24 protein-coding genes, 1 pseudogene and 1 other annotated feature are annotated in these 22,618 nt (G+C 43.2%); of the genes and pseudogenes, 23 read left to right on the top strand and 2 right to left on the bottom strand.

Annotated features, from left to right (window positions below):
- The first annotated feature begins 4 nt into the window (after positions 1-4).
- The 19 genes and pseudogenes from F9856_RS06240 to F9856_RS06150 all read left to right on the top strand — a co-directional run bounded on the left by F9856_RS06240 (position 5) and on the right by F9856_RS06150 (position 16,926).
- Complete coding sequence (locus F9856_RS06240; RefSeq protein ID WP_202106073.1) at positions 5-385, top strand: hypothetical protein; 381 nt, start codon at positions 5-7, stop codon at positions 383-385.
- A gap of 2 nt (positions 386-387) precedes the next feature.
- Positions 388-789 carry a phage tail terminator protein gene (locus tag F9856_RS06235; RefSeq protein ID WP_202106072.1) on the top strand — a complete coding sequence of 134 codons (402 nt, stop codon included), beginning with the start codon at positions 388-390 and terminating at the stop codon, positions 787-789.
- A gap of 1 nt (position 790) precedes the next feature.
- Entirely contained in the window at positions 791-1,234 is a 444-nt protein-coding gene (locus tag F9856_RS06230; RefSeq protein ID WP_202106071.1) for a phage tail tube protein, read from the top strand.
- A gap of 43 nt (positions 1,235-1,277) precedes the next feature.
- Positions 1,278-1,463 (top strand): hypothetical protein, encoded by a 186-nt coding sequence (locus tag F9856_RS06225; protein ID WP_202106070.1) that lies wholly within the window; start codon positions 1,278-1,280, stop codon positions 1,461-1,463.
- Positions 1,447-1,755 (top strand): hypothetical protein, encoded by a 309-nt coding sequence (locus F9856_RS06220; protein WP_202106069.1) that lies wholly within the window; start codon positions 1,447-1,449, stop codon positions 1,753-1,755. Before F9856_RS06225 ends, F9856_RS06220 begins: the two co-directional genes overlap by 17 nt.
- Before the next feature lie 13 nt (positions 1,756-1,768).
- Positions 1,769-2,086 (top strand): annotated as a pseudogene (locus tag F9856_RS06215) (Gp15 family bacteriophage protein); the annotation flags it as partial.
- Positions 2,087-2,100: 14 nt separating this feature from the next.
- Positions 2,101-6,069 (top strand): phage tail protein, encoded by a 3,969-nt coding sequence (locus tag F9856_RS06210; RefSeq protein ID WP_202106068.1) that lies wholly within the window; start codon positions 2,101-2,103, stop codon positions 6,067-6,069.
- Between the two features lie 9 nt (positions 6,070-6,078).
- Positions 6,079-6,420 (top strand): hypothetical protein, encoded by a 342-nt coding sequence (locus F9856_RS06205; RefSeq protein ID WP_202106067.1) that lies wholly within the window; start codon positions 6,079-6,081, stop codon positions 6,418-6,420.
- A 9-nt stretch (positions 6,421-6,429) separates the two neighbouring features.
- Entirely contained in the window at positions 6,430-9,648 is a 3,219-nt protein-coding gene (locus F9856_RS06200) for a hypothetical protein (RefSeq protein ID WP_202106066.1), read from the top strand.
- Between the two features lie 8 nt (positions 9,649-9,656).
- Complete coding sequence (locus tag F9856_RS06195; RefSeq protein ID WP_202106065.1) at positions 9,657-11,849, top strand: DUF859 family phage minor structural protein; 2,193 nt, start codon at positions 9,657-9,659, stop codon at positions 11,847-11,849.
- Between the two features lie 11 nt (positions 11,850-11,860).
- Positions 11,861-12,286 (top strand): DUF1366 domain-containing protein, encoded by a 426-nt coding sequence (locus tag F9856_RS06190; protein WP_004195047.1) that lies wholly within the window; start codon positions 11,861-11,863, stop codon positions 12,284-12,286.
- A 3-nt stretch (positions 12,287-12,289) separates the two neighbouring features.
- A complete protein-coding gene (locus F9856_RS06185; protein WP_004195045.1) occupies positions 12,290-12,502 on the top strand; it encodes a hypothetical protein in 213 nt (70 codons plus the stop codon).
- A gap of 3 nt (positions 12,503-12,505) precedes the next feature.
- Positions 12,506-12,931, top strand: coding sequence for a hypothetical protein (locus F9856_RS06180; protein ID WP_172034999.1), 426 nt, complete (start codon positions 12,506-12,508; stop codon positions 12,929-12,931).
- A gap of 1 nt (position 12,932) precedes the next feature.
- Positions 12,933-13,283: a phage holin gene (locus F9856_RS06175; protein WP_044766575.1), complete on the top strand. Its 351-nt coding sequence runs from the start codon at positions 12,933-12,935 to the stop codon at positions 13,281-13,283.
- Positions 13,267-13,953, top strand: coding sequence for a CHAP domain-containing protein (locus F9856_RS06170; protein WP_172056123.1), 687 nt, complete (start codon positions 13,267-13,269; stop codon positions 13,951-13,953). Before F9856_RS06175 ends, F9856_RS06170 begins: the two co-directional genes overlap by 17 nt.
- 253 nt (positions 13,954-14,206) lie before the next feature.
- Positions 14,207-14,722: a hypothetical protein gene (locus F9856_RS06165; RefSeq protein WP_024377092.1), complete on the top strand. Its 516-nt coding sequence runs from the start codon at positions 14,207-14,209 to the stop codon at positions 14,720-14,722.
- A gap of 325 nt (positions 14,723-15,047) precedes the next feature.
- Complete coding sequence (locus F9856_RS06160; protein ID WP_202106064.1) at positions 15,048-15,233, top strand: type II toxin-antitoxin system HicA family toxin; 186 nt, start codon at positions 15,048-15,050, stop codon at positions 15,231-15,233.
- Positions 15,234-15,292: 59 nt separating this feature from the next.
- Positions 15,293-15,697, top strand: coding sequence for a type II toxin-antitoxin system HicB family antitoxin (locus F9856_RS06155; RefSeq protein WP_024399138.1), 405 nt, complete (start codon positions 15,293-15,295; stop codon positions 15,695-15,697).
- Positions 15,698-15,897: 200 nt separating this feature from the next.
- Positions 15,898-16,926, top strand: coding sequence for a threonine aldolase family protein (locus tag F9856_RS06150; protein WP_202106063.1), 1,029 nt, complete (start codon positions 15,898-15,900; stop codon positions 16,924-16,926).
- On the opposite strand, the gene F9856_RS12155 is transcribed toward F9856_RS06150, so the two are convergent.
- Both F9856_RS12155 and F9856_RS06140 read right to left on the bottom strand, forming a co-directional pair.
- Complete coding sequence (locus F9856_RS12155) at positions 16,890-17,480, bottom strand: hypothetical protein (protein WP_236659560.1); 591 nt, start codon at positions 17,478-17,480, stop codon at positions 16,890-16,892. The two genes, F9856_RS06150 and F9856_RS12155, sit on opposite strands and share 37 nt — an antisense overlap.
- A gap of 58 nt (positions 17,481-17,538) precedes the next feature.
- Entirely contained in the window at positions 17,539-17,952 is a 414-nt protein-coding gene (locus tag F9856_RS06140) for a DUF6556 family protein (RefSeq protein WP_202106062.1), read from the bottom strand.
- A 112-nt stretch (positions 17,953-18,064) separates the two neighbouring features.
- Between F9856_RS06140 and F9856_RS06135 the strand changes: the two genes are divergently transcribed.
- From F9856_RS06135 to rplJ, 4 genes are all read left to right on the top strand, one after another.
- The gene (locus F9856_RS06135) at positions 18,065-19,207 is read left to right on the top strand and encodes a cysteine desulfurase family protein (protein WP_202106061.1); all 1,143 of its coding nucleotides are present in this window, start codon (positions 18,065-18,067) and stop codon (positions 19,205-19,207) included.
- A gap of 1 nt (position 19,208) precedes the next feature.
- A complete protein-coding gene (gene thiI, locus F9856_RS06130; RefSeq protein WP_044690616.1) occupies positions 19,209-20,426 on the top strand; it encodes a tRNA uracil 4-sulfurtransferase ThiI in 1,218 nt (405 codons plus the stop codon).
- A gap of 118 nt (positions 20,427-20,544) precedes the next feature.
- Complete coding sequence (brnQ, locus tag F9856_RS06125) at positions 20,545-21,891, top strand: branched-chain amino acid transport system II carrier protein (RefSeq protein WP_419248128.1); 1,347 nt, start codon at positions 20,545-20,547, stop codon at positions 21,889-21,891.
- 59 nt (positions 21,892-21,950) lie between these two features.
- Positions 21,951-22,085: a sequence feature (ribosomal protein L10 leader region), on the top strand.
- Between the two features lie 27 nt (positions 22,086-22,112).
- Entirely contained in the window at positions 22,113-22,607 is a 495-nt protein-coding gene (rplJ, locus tag F9856_RS06120; RefSeq protein ID WP_002936486.1) for a 50S ribosomal protein L10, read from the top strand.
- Positions 22,608-22,618 lie beyond the last annotated feature (11 nt).

The following is a 22,618-nucleotide window of genomic DNA, read 5'->3' as shown; positions in this document are numbered from 1 at the left end:
TGCCATGTTTGCAAAATCAACCGTTACATTTGATATGGGGGTTATCCGGAAGCTTGAAAAAGCTCAGATTTTAGCCTTGGAGCAGACGACAGAGTTCTTGCATACAGAAATTGTGCAGGCGCAAGTTGTGCCGTTTGATCAAGGAACGTTGCAAGGTGACGCTATGGCCCCAGATTATTCAAATGCGTCCGTGGGACAAACCAGTATTGTTCATAGTACGGCGTATGCAAGGCGACTTTATTACCACCCAGAGTACGAGTTTCAAACGACCACAAATCCAAACGCAAAAGGCAAGTGGTTCGAGGATTGGTTGCCCGGTGGCAATAAGGCAGATGTTGCTTCTAAAGCCTACGGCAAACTCTATAAGAAAATTTCGGGGGTGTAGCGATGATTACTCTAGCAGAAGTTCGTGATTGGCTGAAAGACTTTCATGTGGCGAATCACTACTACATTGGAAAGCTTGATAGTAAGGAAGAATGCAGTATTGGTGTCTATCAGCGCAAAACCTCTGACGGACCACGGATGGCGATTGGTGGGTATGATCTAGCCAGCTATGATGTCAAGTCAGTTAGTATTCTGATTCATTGGAATAAGAATGCGAACGAGACAGAAAAGCGAGCGCAGTACCTTTATAATCAAATTCTGCGGTCTGATTTGATAGTTATCGGAGAGACACCGATTCGCTACATTCAGCTCTTACAAAACGAGCCTGTCGATGTAGGAACAGACGATTATCACGTTTACGAACGTGTGATTGAATTAGATATTTATTACGAAAAGGAGGGCTAGTATGGCTCAAAAAACAGGGGTATTCCCCGTATATGAAAATCAGTTCCAAGTAAACAAAGGAACAACAGAAATCGAAAACTTTGTCAATATTGCAGATATGGAATCATTCTCTGTGTCATTTGATAATGGGGTGGAAGAGTGGAAGCCGTTTGACCACCAAGGCTGGACACGTCGCTTGATGACCGCAAAATCCATCACGATTTCAGTATCCGGTAAGCGCAATGTCGGCGATGCAGGAAATGACTATATCGCAGGTCTTGCCTTTAAGAATGGTCGCGATGCGGAAGCAGATTTCCAATGGACTTTCCCTGACGGGACTAAGGTCAAGTTTAAAGATGCAGTCTTGAACATTAAAGACTTTATCGCAGGAGACAGTACCGGAGTTGCTCCGTTATCCTTTGACCTCATGTCAAATGGTAAGCCGGAAGTTGTTGCAGTAGGATAGATGAGAGAGGGGATTCCCCCTCTTTTTTAAGGAGGACAGATAAATGTATCAAGCAGTTATTCCTTTTGTCGATGCGGATACCAAGCACGAGTACAAAATTGGTGATGAGGTAGATGTGGCAGGCAAAAGCAAAGAACGAATCACGGAGATGACCACCGAAAAAAATCGTATCGGGCGTGTCTTAATTGAGAAAGTAAAAGAGGAGAAAGAACATGGCAAAAATCGTTAATATCACGGAACAGTTGAACTTCGAAGAAAACCCAAAACTGCAAATCAAGGATAAGGAAGTGGAAGTCAATGCGGATGCAACGACTGTATTGCAGTTGATGCAGATTATTGGTAATCAAGACCAGAAAGAAGCTGATTTCTCTGCACAGACGATTATTACGATGTATGACTTAGTTTTTCCTGAAGCAAGTCGTGCAGCATTGTCTGATTTGAGGCTGTCATTTAAAGATTTGACGGTCGTCATTCAAGCTGCAATGTCCTTGATCATGGGTGATGTAGAGCAGGGAGAGTAGTGAGCCGTACTATGACCTGTTTGATGATTTCGATTTAGTTGTATCGTCAATCAGGACACAGTATGGCTTATCTTTGTATTCTCATGAGTTTAAGAAGATGACTTGGAAGGAGTTTAGAGCGCTCTTAGCAGGTTTATCTTCTGAAACTCCTCTCGGTCGTATCGTTCAAATCAGAAGCGAGGAAAACCCGCAGATGCTAGAGAGTTTTTCGGAAGGTCAGCACCGCATACGCAATGAATGGCGCTTGCGTTTGGCTAAAGAGAAGACAGATGCGGACTTGCATCAAGTGCTTGATGAGTTGAAGCAAGCTTTTGAAGAAATGGCTAAGTAGAAAGGAGATTGCTTATGGGGCAAACCGTTGGTCAAATTGGCCTTGATTTGGTGGTCAATGACCGACAATTTAAGAAACAAATGGGCGGCATCCAGTCGCTCGCAAGTAAGGCCGCAAAGGGCCTAGCAGCTGCCTTTGCAGTGAAAGAACTGGTTGATTTTGGGGCCAAGGCAATTGAGCTTGGCTCTGACTTGGCCGAAGTCCAAAACGTCGTTGATGTTGCCTTTCCGAAAATGAGCAAGCGTGTCGATGAGTTCGCACAAAATGCTATGTATGCTTCTGGTCTGTCTGAGACTATGGCTAAGAAATACGTTGGCACCTTTGGTGCGATGGCCAAGGCCTTTGGATTTAGCGAGAACGAAGCCTACAATATGTCTACGGCTTTGACTAGCTTAGCTGGTGATGTGGCTTCTTTCTACAATCTCAGTCAAGACGAAGCTTACACCAAGCTGAAATCAGTCTTTACAGGCGAGACAGAGAGCTTGAAAGATTTAGGGGTTGTCATGACCCAATCCGCGCTTGATGCCTACGCCATGGCGAATGGCTTTGGTAAGACGACTCAAGCCATGAGTGAATCTGAAAAGGTAGCTCTGCGCTTTGCCTTTGTGACAAATCAACTGTCGCTTGCAAGTGGTGACTTTGCCCGAACATCAGACAGCTGGGCCAACCAAGTTCGCATCATGAAGCTCCAGTTTGAGAGTTTCATGGCGTCGGTTGGGCAAGGCCTAATCAACATCTTTACACCTGTCATTAAAGTCATTAACTTCTTACTAAGCAAGTTGTTAACAGTCGGAAATGCCTTTCGGGCGTTGACTGAGTTATTCACAGGCAAGAAGTCGCTGGCAGGCTCGGGAATTCAGGAAACAGCAGATGCCGTAGGCGACCTTGGAGAGAACATGGGTGGCGCTGCGGGAGGTGCGGATAACTTTGGCGATGCGGCAAAAGGTGCAGGAAAGGTAGCGGACGGCGCAGGAAAAGCTGCGAAAAAGGCTGCCAAGGAAATGAAATCCCTGATGGGCTTTGACCAAATCAATAAACTGTCAGAACAATCCGATTCAGGAGATTCCGGTGGTGGCTCTGGTGGCGGTTCTGGCGGAGGCGGCGGAGGGGGAGGAACTCCCAAAGGCGCTAAAGTTGACATGGGGAAAATCGCAGAAGGCACAAACAAGGCTGAAGGACTGCTTGATGGTCTCTTTAAGCGCCTCATGCAGTTAGCTGACCTGTTCAAACAAGGATTTGACGCAGCCTTTCGTGCAGACGGCTTGGAGCGGTTTCGCAAAGGTCTAGAGAAAATTGGTAGGCTGTTAAGCGAGATTTTCACAGACCCGAAAGTTGTCAATTCCTTTAGTACGATGTTGGACAAGTGGGCATATGCTCTAGGTCAATTTACAGGCTCTATCGCAACGATTGCGCTGGGGATAGGTATCTTTATTGTCGAGAGTATTGCAAACGGCTTAGAGCGCCAAAAACAGCGCATTATCAATGCTTTGTCATCTCTCTTTGACAACTTAGGGGACATTGCACAATCAGCCGGGAACATCGCTCAAATCGTGTCAAACACATTCTATGATGTCATTACCTCTTCGGGCGCTATTCGAATCGGAAGCGCCTTGGTATCGGCTCTGTTAAGTGCAGGTAGCAGTATTCTTGAAGTTGGAAGTAGCTTAGCAAGAGACCTGTTTAAAGGTTTTGAGCTCATCATTACTGAGAATATGCCAGCGTTAGGTGATGTGATTAGTACCTCGCTGGAGAACATCGCTCCTGTCTTTGAGACGTTAGAACAAGCTGTGAATGATATCGGTGATGCTTTCAGTAGAGTATACGATGGGCATATTCGTCCGTTTATCGAATCTCTTTCTGAAGGAATTTCGTCTATCGTCGGAGTATTTATTGAGGCATTTGACACTCACGTTAATCCCGCTTTGGAGCGGTTTTCGACAGGGTTTAGCGAAGTTTATGACACGCATATTAAACCAGCCATGGATAGCACTGAAGAAGCGGTTGGGAAGGTATTTGATGCCTTCAAAGCTCTTTGGGAGGAAGTGTTAGTGCCTTTCGGTGCCTTCTTGTCAGAGACGCTTGGAATAAATCTAGGAACCATCACTGACATGCTAGGTGGTGCCTTGATAGAGGCTATCAAATTGCTTTCAGATACTTGGAAAGGACTAATGGAAGGCCTGGAAGGTTTCGCTTCTTGGTGTGAGAACAATACTGGAACAGTCCAAGGATTAGCCACAGCCATTGGAACATTAGCATTAGCTTGGAAAGGGATAGAGTTCGCATCTGTTTTAGAACAAGCTGGTGGTATACCTGCAGTGTTTGAAAACGTCAAAACTGCCTTCAATGGAGTGAAAACAGCAATCGAAGGTGCGACAATCGCAAAAGCGAAAGACATAGCCGAGTCTATAACTCTTAACCTTATGTATGCCAAAGACTTTGTCGTTAATACAGCGGCGCTTATCGCTCAAAAAGGGCAAGAAGCAATTGCTTGGGGAACTTCAACAGCTGCAAAGGTGGCAGATATTGCCGTTACAACTGCTCTGACTGCTGCGACGTGGCTGTTCAATGCGGCTATGGCAGTGTTGACTTCTCCTATCACGTTAGTTGTAGCTGCTATCGCTGCCTTGATTGGAATTGGCTATCTTCTCGTCGAGAACTGGGATACAGTAAGTGCTTTCGCAAAAGATGTGTGGCAAGGGATTTGCGATTTTATCAGCAATGTCTGCCAGGCTATCGGTGAATTTTTCATCGGTCTGTGGGACGGTATCAAGGAATCCTGCGCATCAGTTGGCGAATGGGTTGGTCAAAAATTCCAAGAAGCCTGGGACGGCATTGTTTCTATTTTCAGTGGTTTGGGTGCTTGGTTTGGAGAGCGTTGGGCTGAGATTTCAGCGACATTCTCAAATGTTGCGCAAGCTTTTGGCAAATGGTTTCAAGACGCTTGGGATGGCATTGTGAGAATTTTTGGCGCTATCGGTTCGTGGTATGTCGCAAGATATACAGACATTATCAATGCCTTTTTAAACCTTCCTTCATGGTTCGCTAAGTTGTTCCAATCCGCTTGGGACGGTTTAACCCATATCTTTAAGGGAATCGGCTCATGGTTCGGGAATCGCTACAGCGATATTAAAAACATCTTGTCATCGGTCGGTACTTGGTTCAAGTCCAAGTTTGATGAGGCTTACAAGAATGTCCAACAGGTTTTCAAGGACATTGGAAGTTGGTTTGGCGATCGCTACAACGATGTGAAGAATATCTTAGCTTCGGTCCATTCCTGGTTCAGGGATAAGTTCAATTCTGCTTATCAAGCGGTAGTGAATGTCTTTACCCCAATCAGTAATTGGTTCGGCGAGCAGTACGGCAAGATTAAGAATGTTCTTTCATCAGTCGGTACCTGGTTCAAATCGAAGTTCGACGAGGCCTATCAAGGGGTTCAAAATGCTTTTAAGGGCATTGTGGATTTCTTTGGCGGGATTTGGGATAAAATCAAGTCTACCTTTACGCACGTTGGAACCATGGTCGGAAATGCCATTGGCGGAGCTGTCCGTAGTGTCATCAATGGTGTCTTAGGTACTGTTGAAAACACCATTAACGGCGGTATTCGACTGTTGAATGGAGCCATCAGCGCAATCAATAAAATCCCTGGTGTGAATCTCGGTAGCTTTAGCTATGTCAATTTGCCACGATTAGCACAAGGTGGATTTGTCAAAGCAAATACCCCTCAGATTGCCATGATTGGGGATAACAAGCATTACGGTGAGATTGTTGCACCAGAAAACAAAATGCTTGAAATGGCTCGAAAAGCTGCCGAATTGACCAAGGAAGGCGGAGGTAGTGCAGAAGTTATCGCTCTTCTTGCTCAGCTCTTGCAAGCTGTGAGGGCTCTTGATTTAACAATCGACGGTGATCGTATTACAAAGAAAATCATTTCTAAAATCAATGAGATTGCGATGAAAACGGGGGAATCCCCAATCATCATGTAGGAGGTTACTATGAGTGAACTATCAATCGGTGGAGTAGCTCTTGCTTCTCCTACTGAAATTAGCATCAACGATGAAATCATCTGGTCATCAGGAACTGGTCGTAGTGCTAGTGGCTTGATGACGGGTGATGTCATCGCAGAAAAGCGCACGGTCGCTATCCGTTGGGGAATCCTGACAGAGGCTGAACGAAATGTCATTAAGTCTCATTTGAGAGCAGGTTTCTTTACCGTGACTATTTTAGGACGAAGTATTACGGGCTATCGCGGAACGATTACAGAAGCGCTTCTCGGCAGGCTGAGTGACGGTATCACTTATTATAAAGAGTTGTCCGTTACTATTATTGAGCAGTAAAGGAGAATCATGTTAGACGTTACAAGAGAATACATTGAAGCGATTGAATCTTCTTGTCGCTCATTTGAAGCGGAGTTTCGTGTAAATGGTCGAGTTTTCCACAAACAAGATATTGCTTCTATTGAGTACGATAGCTCCATCGGAAATAGCAAGGATTTTTCGCTCGGCGGAGGATACATGAATAGTCTTTCTGTTGAAATCAAGCAGGTTGTAGAGGGTTTGGAGGAGATGATGCCAGCCACTCTTCACTTGTCCATTGACGGAAAGTCTGTCCCGATAGGAAGATTCTTTCTTGCGGAAATCAAGCTAGACCGTAACTCGAAGAAGACCAAGTTGAAACTCTATGATGAGTTTGTTCGTTTGAACGAACCCTACGAAAGCAACCTAGCCTACCCAACGACAGCCCGGCGAGTACTAGAAGAAATCGTCGGTATGACCACTATTCGAGTAGCAAATGGTGTCCAGCTAATTGACGATACGATACCATTCAAACTGGATAAGGTGACTTATCGAGAGGTGCTAGTCCATCTTGCGACCCTAAGCGGTCGCTTTGTTCGTTTTAATCGAAATGGGGAGCTGGACTTTATTCAACTAAAACCGACAGCACGACATATCACCAAGGACATGTATCCTGCGACAGGTCTAGAACGGGAGGAAATCCCCTATCGCCTGCGCGGGGTTGAGTGTTTGGTTGAGTACGGCCAAACAAAAAAGACTTTGAAAGAAGGCACTACGACGGGAAATACCTTGTCTTTGAAAAATCCGTGGATGACAGAGGAGATTTTAAGCCGCATCTTCAATCAGTACCGAGACTTGAATTACTATCCCTACAAGCTGTCATGGCGAGGGGATATGGCTCTGGAAGCAGGGGATTGGGTGACGGTTCATTGGGACGACAATGTCTATTTTGACACCCCTATGCTTTCTTATAAGTTAAAATTTGACGGTGGCTTGACCGCTGAATCGAATGCGAAAGCAACTGGAGCCTCTCAATCTTCTTATCAGTATAAAGGTCAAGTGCAGCGCCAAATCGAATATCTAGACGAGCTCCTAACGAAGCAGGGAGCTATGTTTTTGGATACAGAAAAGCCCCATCTATCAAAAGATGGGGATATTTGGTTCAAGCCCAACGGGGGCTACGTCGAGATGTGGGAGCGTATCGAAGGCAGTTGGATCAAGAAAGCAGACAGCGCAAATGTCGAGGACATCGTTGACACGGTGTCTACTGATGAAGTGATGGCTAAGAAAATCTCGGCAGCAATCGCAAATGTCATCACGCTAAACGCTAAGCGCATCACTGCTGGTGATTTGGATTTGGCACGATTGCGAATTATGAACGGTCTCGATGAAGTAGTGACGGTTCGCGACGGCAAAGTCGTGATGAATATTGAGAAGTTGACCATCAATCGTAAGGAAGTTGCCACAAAAGATGATTTACGAACCATTTCCTTAACTCCTGGACCGAAAGGTGAAAAAGGAGAGCCTGGACAAAGAGGGGCCGATGGGCTTCCAGGTCGTGACGGTATCGCAGGCAAGGACGGAGTAGGCATTCGTTCAACGACGATTACTTACGGAAAATCGACATCTGGCACGATTCAGCCAACGTCATGGACATCTCAGGTACCAAGCGTTCCCAATGGTCAATTTCTGTGGACAAAAACCGTTTGGGCATATACGGATAATACTTCAGAAACTGGTTACTCAGTGGCTAAGATGGGGGAAACAGGTCCTACAGGCGCAAAGGGTGACCGAGGAGCTACAGGTCCGCAAGGCCCACAAGGTCCACAGGGTATCCAAGGTCTCCAGGGCCCACAAGGTCTTCAGGGTCCTAAGGGAGACCAGGGAATTGCTGGTCCTAAAGGTGCGGACGGAAGAACCCAATACACCCACATTGCCTACGCTGATAATGCTACTGGTGGTGGATTTAGCCAAACAGACCAAACTAAAGCCTATATCGGTATGTATCAAGATTTTACTGCTACTAATAGCACCAATCCTAGCTCTTATCGTTGGACGAAGTGGAAAGGCTCTGATGGAGCCCAAGGAGTGCCTGGTCCCAAAGGCACTGATGGTAGAACTCCATACATCCATTGGGCTTACTCGGATAGTGCAGATGGTACTGGTCTTACAACATCAGATAATGGTCAGCGGTATATTGGACACTACTCAGACCACACGCAAGTCGACAGCACAGATAAGACCAAGTATCGCTGGGCCGATAGATGGGCTAAGATTGAGGTTGGTGGGAGGAATTATATCCGTGATTTTGGTTTTGCTAATCTGGGCAGGTTGTTTACCAACGCATCCAGCTGGAAGTTTGAGCGAGTAGTGGATGCTATGGCAAAAAGTGGCTATCACCTGAAAGCGACTTGTACAGGTGCTGGCACAGGCGGTATGGGGGCTGACTTCTTTGACCTTAGAGGCGCCGACTGGCAAGGTAAGATGATGACGTTTGCGGTGGATATCAAGTGTTCGAAGTCCGTTCGTTTGAAGTATGGTTGTGAAGCGTTTGAAGATGCAAGTAGCCAATTGATTGACGTGACGACAGCTTGGAAGCGGTATTCAAGCAGTAGCAAGGTACGGTTTAACCGTTGGCACAGCTTTATCTTCTATAATCATACAGGTCGCTGGGAGGTCGGGGATGTGCTTTATATCCGTGACCCTCAACTAGAAGATGGGTCTATCCCGACAACTCCTACCCCCGCTCTTAAAGATATACAAGCCGACCTTGATTCCAAAGCTGACCAAGCTCTAACTCAGGAACAAATCACAGCTCTACAGGAGCGTGCAAAACTAGCAGAAACAGAGCTTGAAGCTAAGGCGTCGATTGATGCGGTTAATGAGCTTATAGGCGAATATCGAAGAATGTTAGATGTCGAGAGTGCCAATGTCCGAGAAAACCAAGAAGCATTAGTAGAAGCAGCCAAACGGGTCGCAGCTATTGAATTGAATTTAGGTCAATTCGCAGAGCGTGTTGAGTTTTTAGATAGCTACATGACGCGTTCAAACGAAGGATTGATTATCGGAAAAAACGATGGGTCAGCCCTTATTCGAGTGTCAGAAAACCGTATCTCTATGCTTTCGGCAGGTAAAGAGGTTATGTATATTTCGCAAGGAGTTATCCATATTGATAACGGTATCTTTACCAAAAGTTTACAGATTGGTCGTTTTCGAACAGAACAACATGTCGTTAATTTGGATATGAATGTTATTCGTTATATAGGATAGGAGAACACATGGCATTAGAAACAAGAGGCATAAAACAAATATATCGGAACTCTAAAACAGGACAAGAATCTACGGGAGATGCAGGGCATCGTTTTTATATTTACGATAATGTAAAAAAAGAGTATATAGCTGAAATCGGCTCCTACATTAAAGCAATGGGATTGAAGGTTGTGGATAATAAACCAAAGTCGACAGGCTACGGTATATTTTTCTATGTTCGTATGCTCAAAGCTGTGGACCTGCGTTCTGGCGGAGAAGCCTTTTTTGAGATTTCACTAGGTTCCAAAGGAGTTAAAAAGAAAATTCCTCTAACCAAGAAATTATACCCAGTCTCAAGAGATACAAATACTTATTACGATGGGATATCAAGTGATGAATATAACAGACAGGTTGAAGGAAGCGCCTATAACCCAAGTTATGAAGAATTAGGCTTTGTTTATATTGAAGAACCTAATGTATACGCTTATACCTATCCTGCCACTATGTATTTTAATATTGCGACTAATTTTTTTGATAGAAGTCAACAGGCTATTGCTATTCCTTTTAGAGTACCCAGTTTCGCCCATGATTACGATACCTACAATGCCAACGTCTATGTCCAGTCTTTTACCAGTCCTATTGGCAGTAGTAATACGCTAAACCTCGTCAAACCTTCCCAAAATTATTCAGAAGATAAATATAGTCTGTCCTATTATTGGTATGGAAAGAGGGGGATTTTAGCGACAAAATCAACCGCTACTAGCTTTAAGTTCACCCTACCTAATCATTTTTGGGATGATATCCCAGAATCTTTTGATGGGACAGGGTACATCATTTTGGATAGGTGGACGGTTGTAGGAGGGAGAGATTCTCTTTTTTCAACCTTATTCATCCCGTTTCGTGGGGAAGTCCCAGCTCATGTAAAACCGTCTATTCAATCGATCACTCTGACGGACACCAACACAAAGGTAAGTGCACTATTGGGAAATCAAGCGTTTGCGCAGATATTGTCCAATATTAGTATCAATGTATCTGCTAACGGCATCTACGGTTCGACTATCAAAAGTATCCGTTCGGAAATTGTCGGCAAAAATCAAGTCGTGACTTCTACGGGAGGCAGTTTTGGCGTTATGAATTATCACGGTCAAATCACCATACGTACCACGGTTACAGATAGTCGTGATAGAGTGTCCGATTCAGTAGATAGAGTGGTGACAGTACTTCCTTATCATCCTCCTGCTTTATCCTTTACAGTTAGTCGAGGGGGGTCTTTGAGAAACCAATTGATAGTGTCACGGTCTGTAAAAATAGCTCCCCTTACCTGGAATGGTCGACAGAACAATCGTTTGAAACTGAATTTTAGTACGGCTGCATTAGGCGGGAGCTTTACCCCTAATAACAGTTCCGCCAATATAGACGCAACTACGATAGCGGAACTTATCAACTCTCAAGCAACTTTGGCAGGAACTTATAGTTCTCTTTCCTCGTTCGAGGTGCTAGGAGTTCTGTCGGATAGCTTTGTAAATGATGTGACATTTAAAGTGTCCGTTCCAACGGAATCAGTGGTCGTTAGTTACGATAAACACGGTGTCGGCATTAACAAAGTTAGAGAGCGTGGGGCGGTTGATGTAAAGGGTGATATATATGCGAACGATAAACCGATACAGCAGCATAAGTTGACCGAAAATAACGGTGTTGCAATTATTGCAACGGGTGACTGGAACAATTATAAAGAAACAGGACTCTACCGTGGTAACAACCTGGCCAACCAACCGCCAACCGCTGTTGGAGCGCACAATTGGAAATATGTCCGTGTCACCAAGCATGATGCTGGTTGGTCTTTGCAAGAAGCGATTGATTTTAATGGTGTGATGAGTTGTTTCAGAGTTTGGGCGAATAATGCTTGGAAACCTTGGCAGAGAGTAGCTTTAGTCCAACCCTCGACATGGATTTCTACTGGAGTGGATGGTGTCCATTACAAGCAAGAAGGGGCTGTGGTAGCGCTTAGGATAAAAGTATCAAGTACATCATTTGTGTCTAATTATTCTTTGGGAACCATTCCAACTTCTCTTTTACCAGTCGCTGGCACAGATGCGGTGTTCCGTGTTGTTACAAATGGTGGTAATGACCGCATTGTGAGAATTAAGTCGACGGGCATTTGCCAAATCGAGTCTTATCTTTTAAATGAATCTCTCACAACTACAATAACTTGGTTAATTTAAAGGAGGTTAACGTGGACTTTTTATTTTTACAAAAATCGTTAGAATACCATTCTGACGGCTCACCTAAACAAACTAAGCTCATTTTGACGGATGAGGTAGGTTCACAATTTATCTGTCATTTGCCTGCAGATTCTATCAACAAATCAAATGATGAGTTGGTGCAAGAAGGCGCGGATGATATTTACAATCGTTTCTTCCCTAAACGGGCAGAGAATGAACGATTTACATCTATTGAGGATTGGCTACGGTCTGCCGAAACAGAACGTAATGAGCGGTTTGTGAAGTTAGAAGCTGATATGCAAGATAAGATTGATGATGCAGTCGCGGAATTAACTATTATGTTTACTGGTTTTGCAGGTCAATTTGGAGCAGAAGCAGTAGAGGATGTTCCAAAAGACACGACTCCTCACGATGTTGAGGTAGAAATTGAGGAATAGATCATGGGATTTATTAATACAATTTTGACAGGAATTAGTTTAATCAAGAAAGGACAATTTACTATGAAATTTACAAAGAAACACGTTGTTGCACAAGCTTGGTACCGTCGAGTTGCGGGTGGGATTGCCACTTTTGAGGAGGTTCCAAAGCTATGGAATTTGCGTGAAGTGGTCAAGGAAATGCTGGATGAGCTTGCACCAGAAGACGGGAATTAGCCTATGCCTAACGAAATTTTGCACATCATCGGAGCGGTGGCACCTACTATTGGTGTCATCGCAACTGGTGGCTTTGGCTATCTTGCAGCACGGTCTAATAACCTCAATAAGGCTCAGTTTGGCGAGCTTAAACAGGGTATGGAAGACATCAAGGATGATGTGTCCAATCTAAAGAAAGTCGCAGATGACAACCAAGTTAGCTTGATTGCCGTCCAAGAGGAAATGGACACTTTGAAAAACAGCGGTAGAAGTAGCCGTCGTTACACGCTTTACAAGGATTTAGACACAGCGATTGCCCGTGGTTGGACAACCTTGGAAGAGCGTAGAGAGATTGCCAAACTTTTTGATAGTTATAAGATTTTAGGTGGAAATGGTGAGATTGAAACCATGTACCAAATCTATATTCAATTGCCAATAAAGGAGGGGTAGGATGAATCATTTAACAGAGCTTATTTTTGGCACAGCAACTGGGATTTTCGGCATTGTTGCTGGTGTAATAATCCACGAAATCAAGAAGTATCTGATTGCCAAAGGCGGAAAACGAGCCATTGAAATCACAGAGATTTTGGCGCGCAATGCGGTTAATGCTGTTGAGCAGATTACCAAATTAGACCAAGATAAGCACGTCGATAAGTTAGACATGGCTAAGCGTCGTATAAATAGCCAGCTTGCCAAATACAACATTTACATGACCGAAACGCAGTTGGAAACCTTTATTGAATCAGCTGTAAAACAGATGAATGATAGTTGGAAGGGAGAAGAAAATGACAACAGCGAATGAAGCCGTCATGTTCGTCACTGACCTGGCCAATCGTGGTGCAGGCGTGAACTATGACGGAGCATACGGTATGCAATGTGTGGACTTGCCAAATTGGATTTGCGGAAAATTTTTTGGCAAACCCTTATGGGGCAATGCCATTGATTTGTTAGATTCGGCTGAACAAGTTGGTTTTGAGGTACATCGGTTGCCGACATCAGCCCGTCCAAGACCTGGCGCAGTCTTTATCAAGAATTACTGGGCCAGTGATGGTGTCAATTATGGGCATACAGGCGTTATCATCGGTGTAGATGGTGATATTGCCCAGACCGTAGAACAAAACTTGGCAGGTAATCTCTATGTTGGTAGCCCTGCCCAGTATGCTAGTCAACGAATTAGCCAATTGGTGGGTTGGTTTTATCCACCGTATGAAGTAGAAGTAGAACAACCAGAAGAAAAGAAAGTAGAGGAACAAGATATGTTTACAATTTCAGCACCAGGACGAGGGATTGCATTAGTTGCAGGCGGTACATTTTACGCTTTGCTTGACGCAAAAGACCCTGTCGCATTTTGGGACAAGGGTGTACCACATATGCAAATCTCCCAAGCGACTTTTGATAATTTCCAACACAAGTCAAATCTAGACCGCTTGGATGACGAGACAGTTAACAAACTAATCAAAGGTCTAAAATAATTTCAGCCCAGCGGTCTGCTGGGCTTTTTTGTTTGCGAAGATTTTTCTTGACAAAATATAGGGATGTGTGGAATAATAATTGTGAACAGAAACGGTTTAAACACCTCCTTTCTATGTTCCGACATCGCTTGTCGTTAAACCCATGCCTTGTGGCAATGAGGGGGCGGAGGGACGCGCTCGTTAACAGAAGTATCCCATTGGAAATGCGTCCTGCCAATATCCCGTTGGTAGGATTTTTTTGTGGTAGGTGTAGATGAAGAGTAAGAGATTGAAACTTGGTCAAATTGATTTACAAATGTGTAAAGATTTTGATATTATCCAAGCTATGGATTATGATTTTCAAAGTAAGAAAATCTTGAATAAAGGTCGTGGTTTTGCGATTGTTTTGGTGCAAATCCAAGAATTGACTTTCCTTATTCCCCTGCGTAGTTATATGCCAAAAAGGTATCAGTTAAAGTATAAATTGCGCCCGTCAAACAGGGTAGGGTATGTCGAAGGATTGGATTTAGGGAAATCTCTTATTTTGGAAGATAAGAAATATCTTTTGAATACTAACTTTCGATTGCGAGAGGTGACAGACTACTATAAGTTGATGGATAACGATAAAATGATTATCAATAAACTTATTAAAGTTATTGTTGATTTTAATAAAGCTGTATCGGATAAGGATATTCACAAACTAACAGACCCTAAACGTTTTAAGTTTTCAACCTTTGTCAATTATAAAGAGCGTCTGAAAACTATTTCCGAGAAAGATTATTTAAAATAGTGATAGCGAGGCCAGAAAGGCTCCTGACGCACTCGAGAGAGTACCTGAGATGTTGGATACGCCGCCCAACCGCTATCATTGTATTTCAGAACCCCTCAGCGTTTGCTGGGGGCTTTTTTGTTGTCAAAAATACAGTAAAATACAGTAGCCTATTCGTTCAAAATCGCCATTTTGTCAATAATGGTTGCGAGATTTGATTTCTATTTGCTCAAAATGGGCAAAATGACAAAAACGAAAAACATTTGTAAAAAATACGTGTTTATAGTTGACAAGTGTTTCAAACAAGTGTATAACATAATTAAAGATAAGGAAAGGAGATAAGCCAATGACAGAGCGAGAGCTTAAGAAGATTGCTAAGATGCAAGGTTTTAGTAAAACTGACTTTGGGAAAGGGTCTCACGAGGTTTGGAAACATCCAGACGGACGGACAGTGACGATACCTAAACCAAAAGAAAAGGATTACAGACCAGGCACACTAAGCAACATTCTCAAAGTCTTGTATGGGGAGTGAGGGCACTCCTCCCTGTACCCCTAAAGGGGTTACTCTGATCATTGGCTTAATCTATCATTATGAAATATAATTATTTAGCATTGTTTGAAGCAGATAAGGAAAATGGTGGCTACAGCATTTCTTTCCCTGATTTCCCTGGAGCATTTAGCGAAGCTGACAATCTAAGCGAAGCTATTTTCAACGCTCGTGAAGTTCTTGAAATCTATACCATCATGTTCGAAGACGAGGGTAAAGAATTTCCTAAACCATCATCATTCAAAGCACTTGCAAGCAACCTAGCAAGCGATGATGATGTGATTCAGGCTATCTCTGTTGATACCGAACTTGTCCGTGAGCGTGAACGCTCTAAAATTGTCAATAAGACCGTCACACTACCAAGCTGGCTTGTCGAAGTTGGAAAAGAAAACAAAATCAATTTTAGCCAACTATTGCAAAAAGCAATTCGTGAGGAATTGCAGGTATAGAATTCTTGCCCCAAATTCGCCCCAAAAGTTTGAAAAAATGAGTATGAATAGGTCGAAAATGTAGCAAAAAATTGCTTAAATTTACATATTTTGGTATCATATCACTACATGATTTTATATCCTGTCCCCTCAGGGTGGACTAAAGTGAAAAGCCTGCATTAACAGGCTTTTTTGTTATATTATATCAAGGAGGCTATGATATGTTACATTTTGAAAATGACTATAACAAAGGTGCCCATCCCGCCTTGCTAGAAGCCCTAGTTGCAAGCAACCAAGAAGGTTTATCTGGATATGGCACTGATAAATATACTGAATCTGCTATCGAAAAAATCAGACTTGCTACGGACTGTCCTCATGCACAAGTTACGTTTTTAGCAGGTGGCACGCAGACCAATCAAATTGTCATTTCGTCTATGTTAGCTTCCTATGAAGGAGTCATTGCAGCGGATACTGGTCATATTGCAGTTCATGAAGCGGGGGCAATTGAATTTACAGGCCATAAGGTGTTGGTCTTACCGCATACGGATGGCAAACTTGCCGCAAGTGAAGTTGAGAACTATATTTCCGATTTCTACGCAGATGCTAATCATGCTCACATGGTTCATCCAGGAATGGTTTATATTTCCCACCCGACTGAATATGGTACGCTTTATAGCAAAACAGAGCTAGAAGATTTGTCCAAAGTTTGCCAACAGCATAATATTCCGCTCTTTTTAGACGGTGCTCGCTTGGGTTATGGGCTTGCTGCTCGTGAAACGGATCTTGATTTGAAGACAATTGCAGAGCTGACAGATGTTTTCTACATTGGTGGTACAAAACTCGGTGCCTTGATGGGGGAAGCTTTGGTATTTACAAAGAACAACCAGCCTAAGAATTTCGTATCGGTTGTCAAACACCATGGTGCCTTGTTGGCGAAAGGAAGAGTGACAGGTGTCCAGTTTGATTGCTTATTTACTGATGACTTGTATCTTGAAGTGGGGCGTCATGCTATCGCAATGGCAGAGCAACTGACCCAGATTCTGGAAGAGAAAGGTTTTCAATTCTATCTCAAATCACCGACCAATCAGCAATTTGTTATTGTTAAGAATGAAGAATTGGCTAGATTGACAGAAGCTGGAATTGCCTATGGCTTCTGGGAGAAATACGACGATAGTCACAGTATCATCCGCTTTGCGACCAGCTGGTCAACTAGTCAAGCGGATATTGATGCGTTAAGGAATAGATTATAATTAATAAAAAGAGGCTGGGCAAAAAGATCAACCTCGCTTCTCAGGGTTCGTGTCGACATCTCAGCGCAGTAGTTGATTGGCAGATTTGTTCGTGTTTTACACTCCAAATCTGACCTAATCAACTGTGCGGGGGCGGGAAGACGAACTCTTTTTTTGACCAGTCGAGTTCTTTCCCGCTCCCTTTTAGTTTGTAAATAATGATAGCGATAAACTGCATAACGTTCAATAAGGCGGTAGCCTATTCCTCCTGCGATTGCATGTACAATCAGGGCAATGTGCAATTCTAGTGGTGCTTTTATAGTGATACCAAATAGAATACCGATTACAGTCCATCCTAGTATCACCCACCATAAGTACTTAAATGGAGCATACTGACCATCCTGGTCTTTAACTTCACTGGAACCCCTGATTGAACAACCGGTCAATACTCCCATGGGGAGCAATGAACGAGTATCAAATGGTTCTGGTAAAAATGACGATAAGGCAAAGATTTGTATAAGCGCAAAAATCAGTAGCCAAACGAAAATCGGCGTTTTTAGAATGAAGTATTTCATACAGCATCTCCTAGATTTAGTATATCAAATCCAAGAAAGTAAAACAAATATTTTTGTGCTATTGATTAGAAGTCGTTTCGGATGCCCCACTAGTTACCTCTGTATCAGTACTGGTTTCTGTCCTTGTCTCCGAAGCTTGGGTAGCAGACGTTTCTGTAGACGAGGAAGAGACAGTAGACTCTACTGAAGAGCTGGTCTCGGTTTGGGTTGAGGATGTTGTTTCGGAGCTTGAACTTGTTAAATCTTGTACTTCTGTTAACGGATTGTCGCTTGATGATTGGCTGGGACTAGTGGCACTGGATGATGAAATGGTAGTACTTGGAGATGTTGAGGATGTTGCAGGTTTTGCTGTAAAGGTGTAGATAGTGATGCAGGCAGTGATAATCCCTAAAATAGACCCGATAAAGGTTAAATATTTTTGAAAATTAGTTAAATCAGCTGGTTTTTTATTTGTATTCTTACGTGTATTCATGATGTACCTCCACCTTTAGTTTAAGATAGGAAGTTTAAAACTATCTTAAAGATTGCCGAAAGGCATGAAAACATGATAAAATAGGACTATTGCAATAAAAGGAATATAAAAAATGATTTATTTTGACAATGCAGCCACGACTCAGGTCTATCCAGAAGTTCTCAAGACCTATACGGAAGTGGCGACAAAAATTTGGGGTAACCCATCCAGTCTCCATAACCTAGGCAGTCAGGCAACCCGTATTTTAGAAGCATCTCGCAAGCAAATCGCAGAATTGCTTGGCCAGGATAGCAAAGAAATCTTTTTCACCTCAGGTGGTACGGAAGGTGACAACTGGGTCATCAAGGGAGTGGCATTTGAGAGGGCCCATCTGGGCAAGCACATCATTGTGTCAGCTATTGAGCATCCAGCGGTAAAAGAGTCAGCACTTTGGCTCAAAACGCAAGGCTTTGAGGTCGATTTGGCTCCGGTCAATGCCCAAGGTTTTGTGGATGTTTCAGCCTTAGAAAGCTTGATTCGTCCAGATACCACACTGGTTTCTATCATGGCTGTTAATAATGAAATTGGTGCTATTCAGCCCATTCAGGAAATCTCCCAGCTCTTAGCTGATAAGCCAACTATTTCCTTCCATGTGGATGCTGTGCAGGCTATCGGCAAGGTACCAACGGAACGGTATTTGACAGAACGAGTTGATTTTGCTAGTTTTTCAGGTCACAAATTCCACTCTGTCAGAGGAGTAGGTTTCGTCTATATCAAAGCTGGCAAGAAAATCGCTCCGCTATTGACAGGGGGAGGACAGGAAAGCGATAAACGCTCAACAACTGAAAATGTGGCAGGTATCGCCGCGACAGCTAAGGCGCTCCGCTTGACCCTGGATAAGGCAACAGATAGCCAGAGGCGACTGGCAGCTATGAAGCAGATACTGGTGGATGAATTGGGCAAATATGCTGATGTGACAGTCTTTTCTGGACTGGAGGACTTTGTGCCAAGCATCGTCACTTTCGGGATTAAAAATATCCGTGGCGAGGTCATTGTCCATGCCTTTGAAGACCACCAGATTTACATTTCGACAACCTCAGCCTGCTCGTCCAAGGCTGGAAAACCGGCTGGAACACTGATTGCTATGGGTGTTCCGCAGAAGTTGGCTCAAACTGCCGTCCGTATCAGCTTGGACGATGACAACGATATGGGGCAAATCGAACAATTCCTCACGATTTTCAAACAAATTTATCAAAACACACAGAAAGTAAGGTAGAATGAACTATTCAGAAATTATGATTCGCTATGGCGAATTGTCAACCAAAGGAAAAAACAAGATGCGGTTTGTTAACAAACTCCGCAATAATATCAAGCATGTCCTTTCTGTTTACCCAGAAGTGACAGTTTATTTTGACCGTGATCGTGGTCATGTCTATTTGAATGGGGCGGATTATCAGGAAGTTTCAGCTTCATTGAAGAAGATTTTTGGGATCCAAAATTTCGCACCATCTTATAAGATTGAAAAGTCTGTTCCAGCCTTGAAAGAGGCAGTTGTGGAGATTATGCAGTCCATTTACAAGGAAGGGATGACCTTCAAGATTGCTGCGCGTCGTAGTGACCACAATTTTGAATTGGACAGTCGTGACCTTAACCAAGTCCTTGGAGATGCGGTTTTTACAGCTATTCCAAATGTACAGGTACAGATGAAGTCACCAGATATTACCTTGCGAGTGGAAATTCGTCCTGACGCTGCTTATATTTCCCATGAAGAAATCAAGGGGGCGGGTGGCCTCCCAGTTGGAACATCTGGAAAAGGAACGCTTATGTTATCAGGTGGTATTGATTCGCCTGTTGCGGGCTATTTAGCACTGAAACGTGGGGTTGAAATCGAAGCCCTGCACTTTGCAAGTCCGCCTTATACTAGCCCGGGTGCACTTAAAAAGGCCCATGATTTGACTCGTAAATTGACTGCCTTTGGTGGTAATATCACCTTTATCGAAGTGCCGTTTACAGAAATTCAGGAAGAAATCAAGGAAAAAGCACCTGAAGCTTATTTGATGACCTTGACACGCCGCTTCATGATGCGGATTACAGACCGAGTACGAGAAGAGCGTGGTGCCATGGTTATTATCAATGGTGAAAGTCTAGGACAAGTGGCAAGTCAGACCTTGGAATCCATGCAGGCTATCAATGCGGTGACAAATACACCTGTTATCCGTCCAGTCGTTACCATGGACAAGTTGGAAATCATTGATATTGCTCAAGAAATTGATACCTTTGATATTTCCATTCAGCCATTTGAGGATTGCTGTACCATCTTTGCCCCTGACCGTCCAAAAACTAATCCTAAAATCAAAAATGTCGAGCAGTACGAAGCCCGTATGGATGTTGAAGGCTTGGTGGAACGAGCTGTGGCAGGGATTATCGTAACTGAAATCACACCGAAAGAGGAAGTGAAAGACGAAGTGGATAGTTTGATTGAAGACTTACTGTAGAATTCAATTGTTTTGATATACATTTAAATCCAGTTATTGCCGGATTTTTTAGTTCGAATCGTTCGGAAAAATTGAATTTGTATGATATAATAAGACTTCAGAAAAAAACAAAGGAGTTATTATGAAAAAAGGAGCTCTAACAGGTTTACTTCTGTTTGGTATGTTTTTTGGTGCAGGAAACTTGATTTTCCCACCTGCACTTGGTGTCTTATCTGGTGAGAATTTCTGGCCAGCTATTTTAGGATTTGTCGTATCGGGTGTCGGTATTGCTGTCATTGCCCTGATTGTCGGAACATTGAACCCCAAAGGTTATGTGCATGAGATTTCTCGCAAGATTTCACCGGCCTTTGCAACGATTTATCTTGTTGCCTTGTATTTGGCGATTGGTCCTTTCTTTGCCATTCCGCGTACGGCTACAACGTCCTTCGAAATTGGTATTGCACCATTATTGGGCGATGCGAATCTTGGTCTCTGGTTGTTTGGCTTTACAGCTCTTTACTTTGTGGCAGCTTATCTGATTGCCCTCAATCCATCTCAAATCTTAAATAGTATCGGACGTATTTTAACCCCTGTTTTTGCGATTTTGATTGTGATTTTAGTGGTGCTAGGTATTGTTAAATATGGTTCTACAAATCCACTTCCTGCAGCCGATGCTTACTCAGCTGGGCGGGCTTTTGGTACAGGATTTATTGAAGGATACAACACCCTTGATGCCCTTGCCTCAATTGCCTTTAGTGTTGTAGCGGTGAATACCTTAAAACAACTTGGTTTCTCAAGCAAAAAGGAATATGTATCTACCATTTGGTCAGTTGGTTTTGTTGTAGCTTTAGCTTTCTCAGCGCTCTATGTTGGTTTGGCATTTCTTGGAAATCATTTCCCGGTACCTGCTGATGTCTTGGCGTCTAAGGAAATCCACAAAGGCGTTTACGTTTTATCTCAAGCAACTCAAGCTATTTTTGGACCAAGTGCTCAAATTTTCTTAGCCGCTATGGTTATCGTAACGTGTTTTACAACGACAGTTGGCCTCATCGTTTCCAGTGGAGAATTTTTTGCAGAACGCTTTTCTCGCTTTAACTATAAGGTTTATGCAACGCTCTTTACCTTGATTGGTTTTGGAATTGCTAACCTCGGCTTGAGCAAGATTATTGTTTTCTCTATCCCAGTTCTTTTGATTCTGTATCCAATTACCATCTGTATCATCTTGATTACCATTGTCAATAAATTTGTACCACTTTCTACTTATGGTATGCAATTGACTGTGGGAGTAGTGACAGCTTTGTCATTGGTAGAAGTGTTAGCAGGACAATTCAACTGGACTGCTGTTTCAAAAATCATCTCAGCTCTGCCATTGGCCGGACAATCATTAGCATGGTTATTACCAGCTCTTGTCGGAATCGTCCTCTCTCTGTTCTTACCAAACAAGCAGGAGAGCGAAGTTTTCGAAATGGGGTTGAAAAAATATTGAAAAATTAAAAAAATAGGAAAAAAGTCTTGCATTATTGAAAATACTGTGTTATGATAATTGAGGTTTGAAAAAACTGACCTAAGACAGTAGGGGAGCTGGACTCATAAACATCCTACCGAGGCACAAAACGATTATTGAGATAAACGTATTTGTACTTTCGTGTCTAGGTTTAGGTGCGATTTATTTTGTGCCTAGCCCAAAATAAAAACGGAGGTAAAAAAATGAGTGAAGCTATTATCGCTAAAAAAGCGGAATTAGTAAATGCCGTTGCTGAGCAAATGAAAGCTGCAACATCTATCGTTGTTGTAGACGCTCGTGGTTTGACAGTAGAACAAGATACAGTTCTTCGTCGTAACTTGCGTGGTGCAGAAGTTGAGTACAAAGTTATCAAAAACTCAATCTTGCGTCGTGCTGCTGAGCAAGCTGGTCTTGAAGGTCTTGCAGAATTGTTTGTAGGTCCATCTGCAGTTGCATTCTCAAACGATGCAGTTGCTCCAGCTAAAACAATTTACGATTTCGCGAAAACTGCTGATGCTCTTGAAATCAAAGGTGGTGCTGTAGAAGGTAAAGTTTCTTCTAAAGAAGAAATCGAAGCACTTGCTACATTGCCAAACCGCGAAGGCATGCTTTCTATGTTGCTTTCTGTACTTCAAGCGCCAGTTCGCAACGTTGCATACGCTGTCAAAGCTGTTGCAGAAAAAGAAGACGCAGCTTAATGCGTCAGAGC

The sequence above is a fragment of the Streptococcus suis genome (assembly GCF_016743335.1).
GTDB lineage: Bacteria > Bacillota > Bacilli > Lactobacillales > Streptococcaceae > Streptococcus > Streptococcus suis_Y.
The sequence above is the reverse complement of the archived record's forward strand: the minus strand, read 5'-3'. Positions and strand labels throughout refer to the sequence as shown.

Excerpts from the sequence above, each read along its gene's own strand:
- F9856_RS06170 (WP_172056123.1), top strand. The coding sequence starts at position 13,267 with ATGACAACAGCGAATGAAGCCGTCATGTTCGTCACTGACCTGGCCAAT.
- F9856_RS06220 (WP_202106069.1), top strand. The coding sequence starts at position 1,447 with ATGGCAAAAATCGTTAATATCACGGAACAGTTGAACTTCGAAGAAAAC.
- F9856_RS06165 (WP_024377092.1), top strand. The coding sequence starts at position 14,207 with ATGAAGAGTAAGAGATTGAAACTTGGTCAAATTGATTTACAAATGTGT.
- F9856_RS06185 (WP_004195045.1), top strand. The coding sequence starts at position 12,290 with ATGGGATTTATTAATACAATTTTGACAGGAATTAGTTTAATCAAGAAA.
- thiI (WP_044690616.1), top strand. The coding sequence starts at position 19,209 with ATGAACTATTCAGAAATTATGATTCGCTATGGCGAATTGTCAACCAAA.
- F9856_RS06195 (WP_202106065.1), top strand. The coding sequence starts at position 9,657 with ATGGCATTAGAAACAAGAGGCATAAAACAAATATATCGGAACTCTAAA.
- F9856_RS06235 (WP_202106072.1), top strand. The coding sequence starts at position 388 with ATGATTACTCTAGCAGAAGTTCGTGATTGGCTGAAAGACTTTCATGTG.
- F9856_RS06150 (WP_202106063.1), top strand. The coding sequence starts at position 15,898 with ATGTTACATTTTGAAAATGACTATAACAAAGGTGCCCATCCCGCCTTG.
- F9856_RS06205 (WP_202106067.1), top strand. The coding sequence starts at position 6,079 with ATGAGTGAACTATCAATCGGTGGAGTAGCTCTTGCTTCTCCTACTGAA.
- F9856_RS06200 (WP_202106066.1), top strand. The coding sequence starts at position 6,430 with ATGTTAGACGTTACAAGAGAATACATTGAAGCGATTGAATCTTCTTGT.
- F9856_RS06155 (WP_024399138.1), top strand. The coding sequence starts at position 15,293 with ATGAAATATAATTATTTAGCATTGTTTGAAGCAGATAAGGAAAATGGT.
- F9856_RS06210 (WP_202106068.1), top strand. The coding sequence starts at position 2,101 with ATGGGGCAAACCGTTGGTCAAATTGGCCTTGATTTGGTGGTCAATGAC.
- F9856_RS06135 (WP_202106061.1), top strand. The coding sequence starts at position 18,065 with ATGATTTATTTTGACAATGCAGCCACGACTCAGGTCTATCCAGAAGTT.
- F9856_RS06230 (WP_202106071.1), top strand. The coding sequence starts at position 791 with ATGGCTCAAAAAACAGGGGTATTCCCCGTATATGAAAATCAGTTCCAA.
- F9856_RS06225 (WP_202106070.1), top strand. The coding sequence starts at position 1,278 with ATGTATCAAGCAGTTATTCCTTTTGTCGATGCGGATACCAAGCACGAG.
- F9856_RS06180 (WP_172034999.1), top strand. The coding sequence starts at position 12,506 with ATGCCTAACGAAATTTTGCACATCATCGGAGCGGTGGCACCTACTATT.
- F9856_RS06140 (WP_202106062.1), bottom strand. The coding sequence starts at position 17,952 with ATGAATACACGTAAGAATACAAATAAAAAACCAGCTGATTTAACTAAT.
- rplJ (WP_002936486.1), top strand. The coding sequence starts at position 22,113 with ATGAGTGAAGCTATTATCGCTAAAAAAGCGGAATTAGTAAATGCCGTT.
- F9856_RS06240 (WP_202106073.1), top strand. The coding sequence starts at position 5 with ATGTTTGCAAAATCAACCGTTACATTTGATATGGGGGTTATCCGGAAG.
- F9856_RS06175 (WP_044766575.1), top strand. The coding sequence starts at position 12,933 with ATGAATCATTTAACAGAGCTTATTTTTGGCACAGCAACTGGGATTTTC.
- F9856_RS12155 (WP_236659560.1), bottom strand. The coding sequence starts at position 17,480 with ATGAAATACTTCATTCTAAAAACGCCGATTTTCGTTTGGCTACTGATT.
- F9856_RS06160 (WP_202106064.1), top strand. The coding sequence starts at position 15,048 with ATGACAGAGCGAGAGCTTAAGAAGATTGCTAAGATGCAAGGTTTTAGT.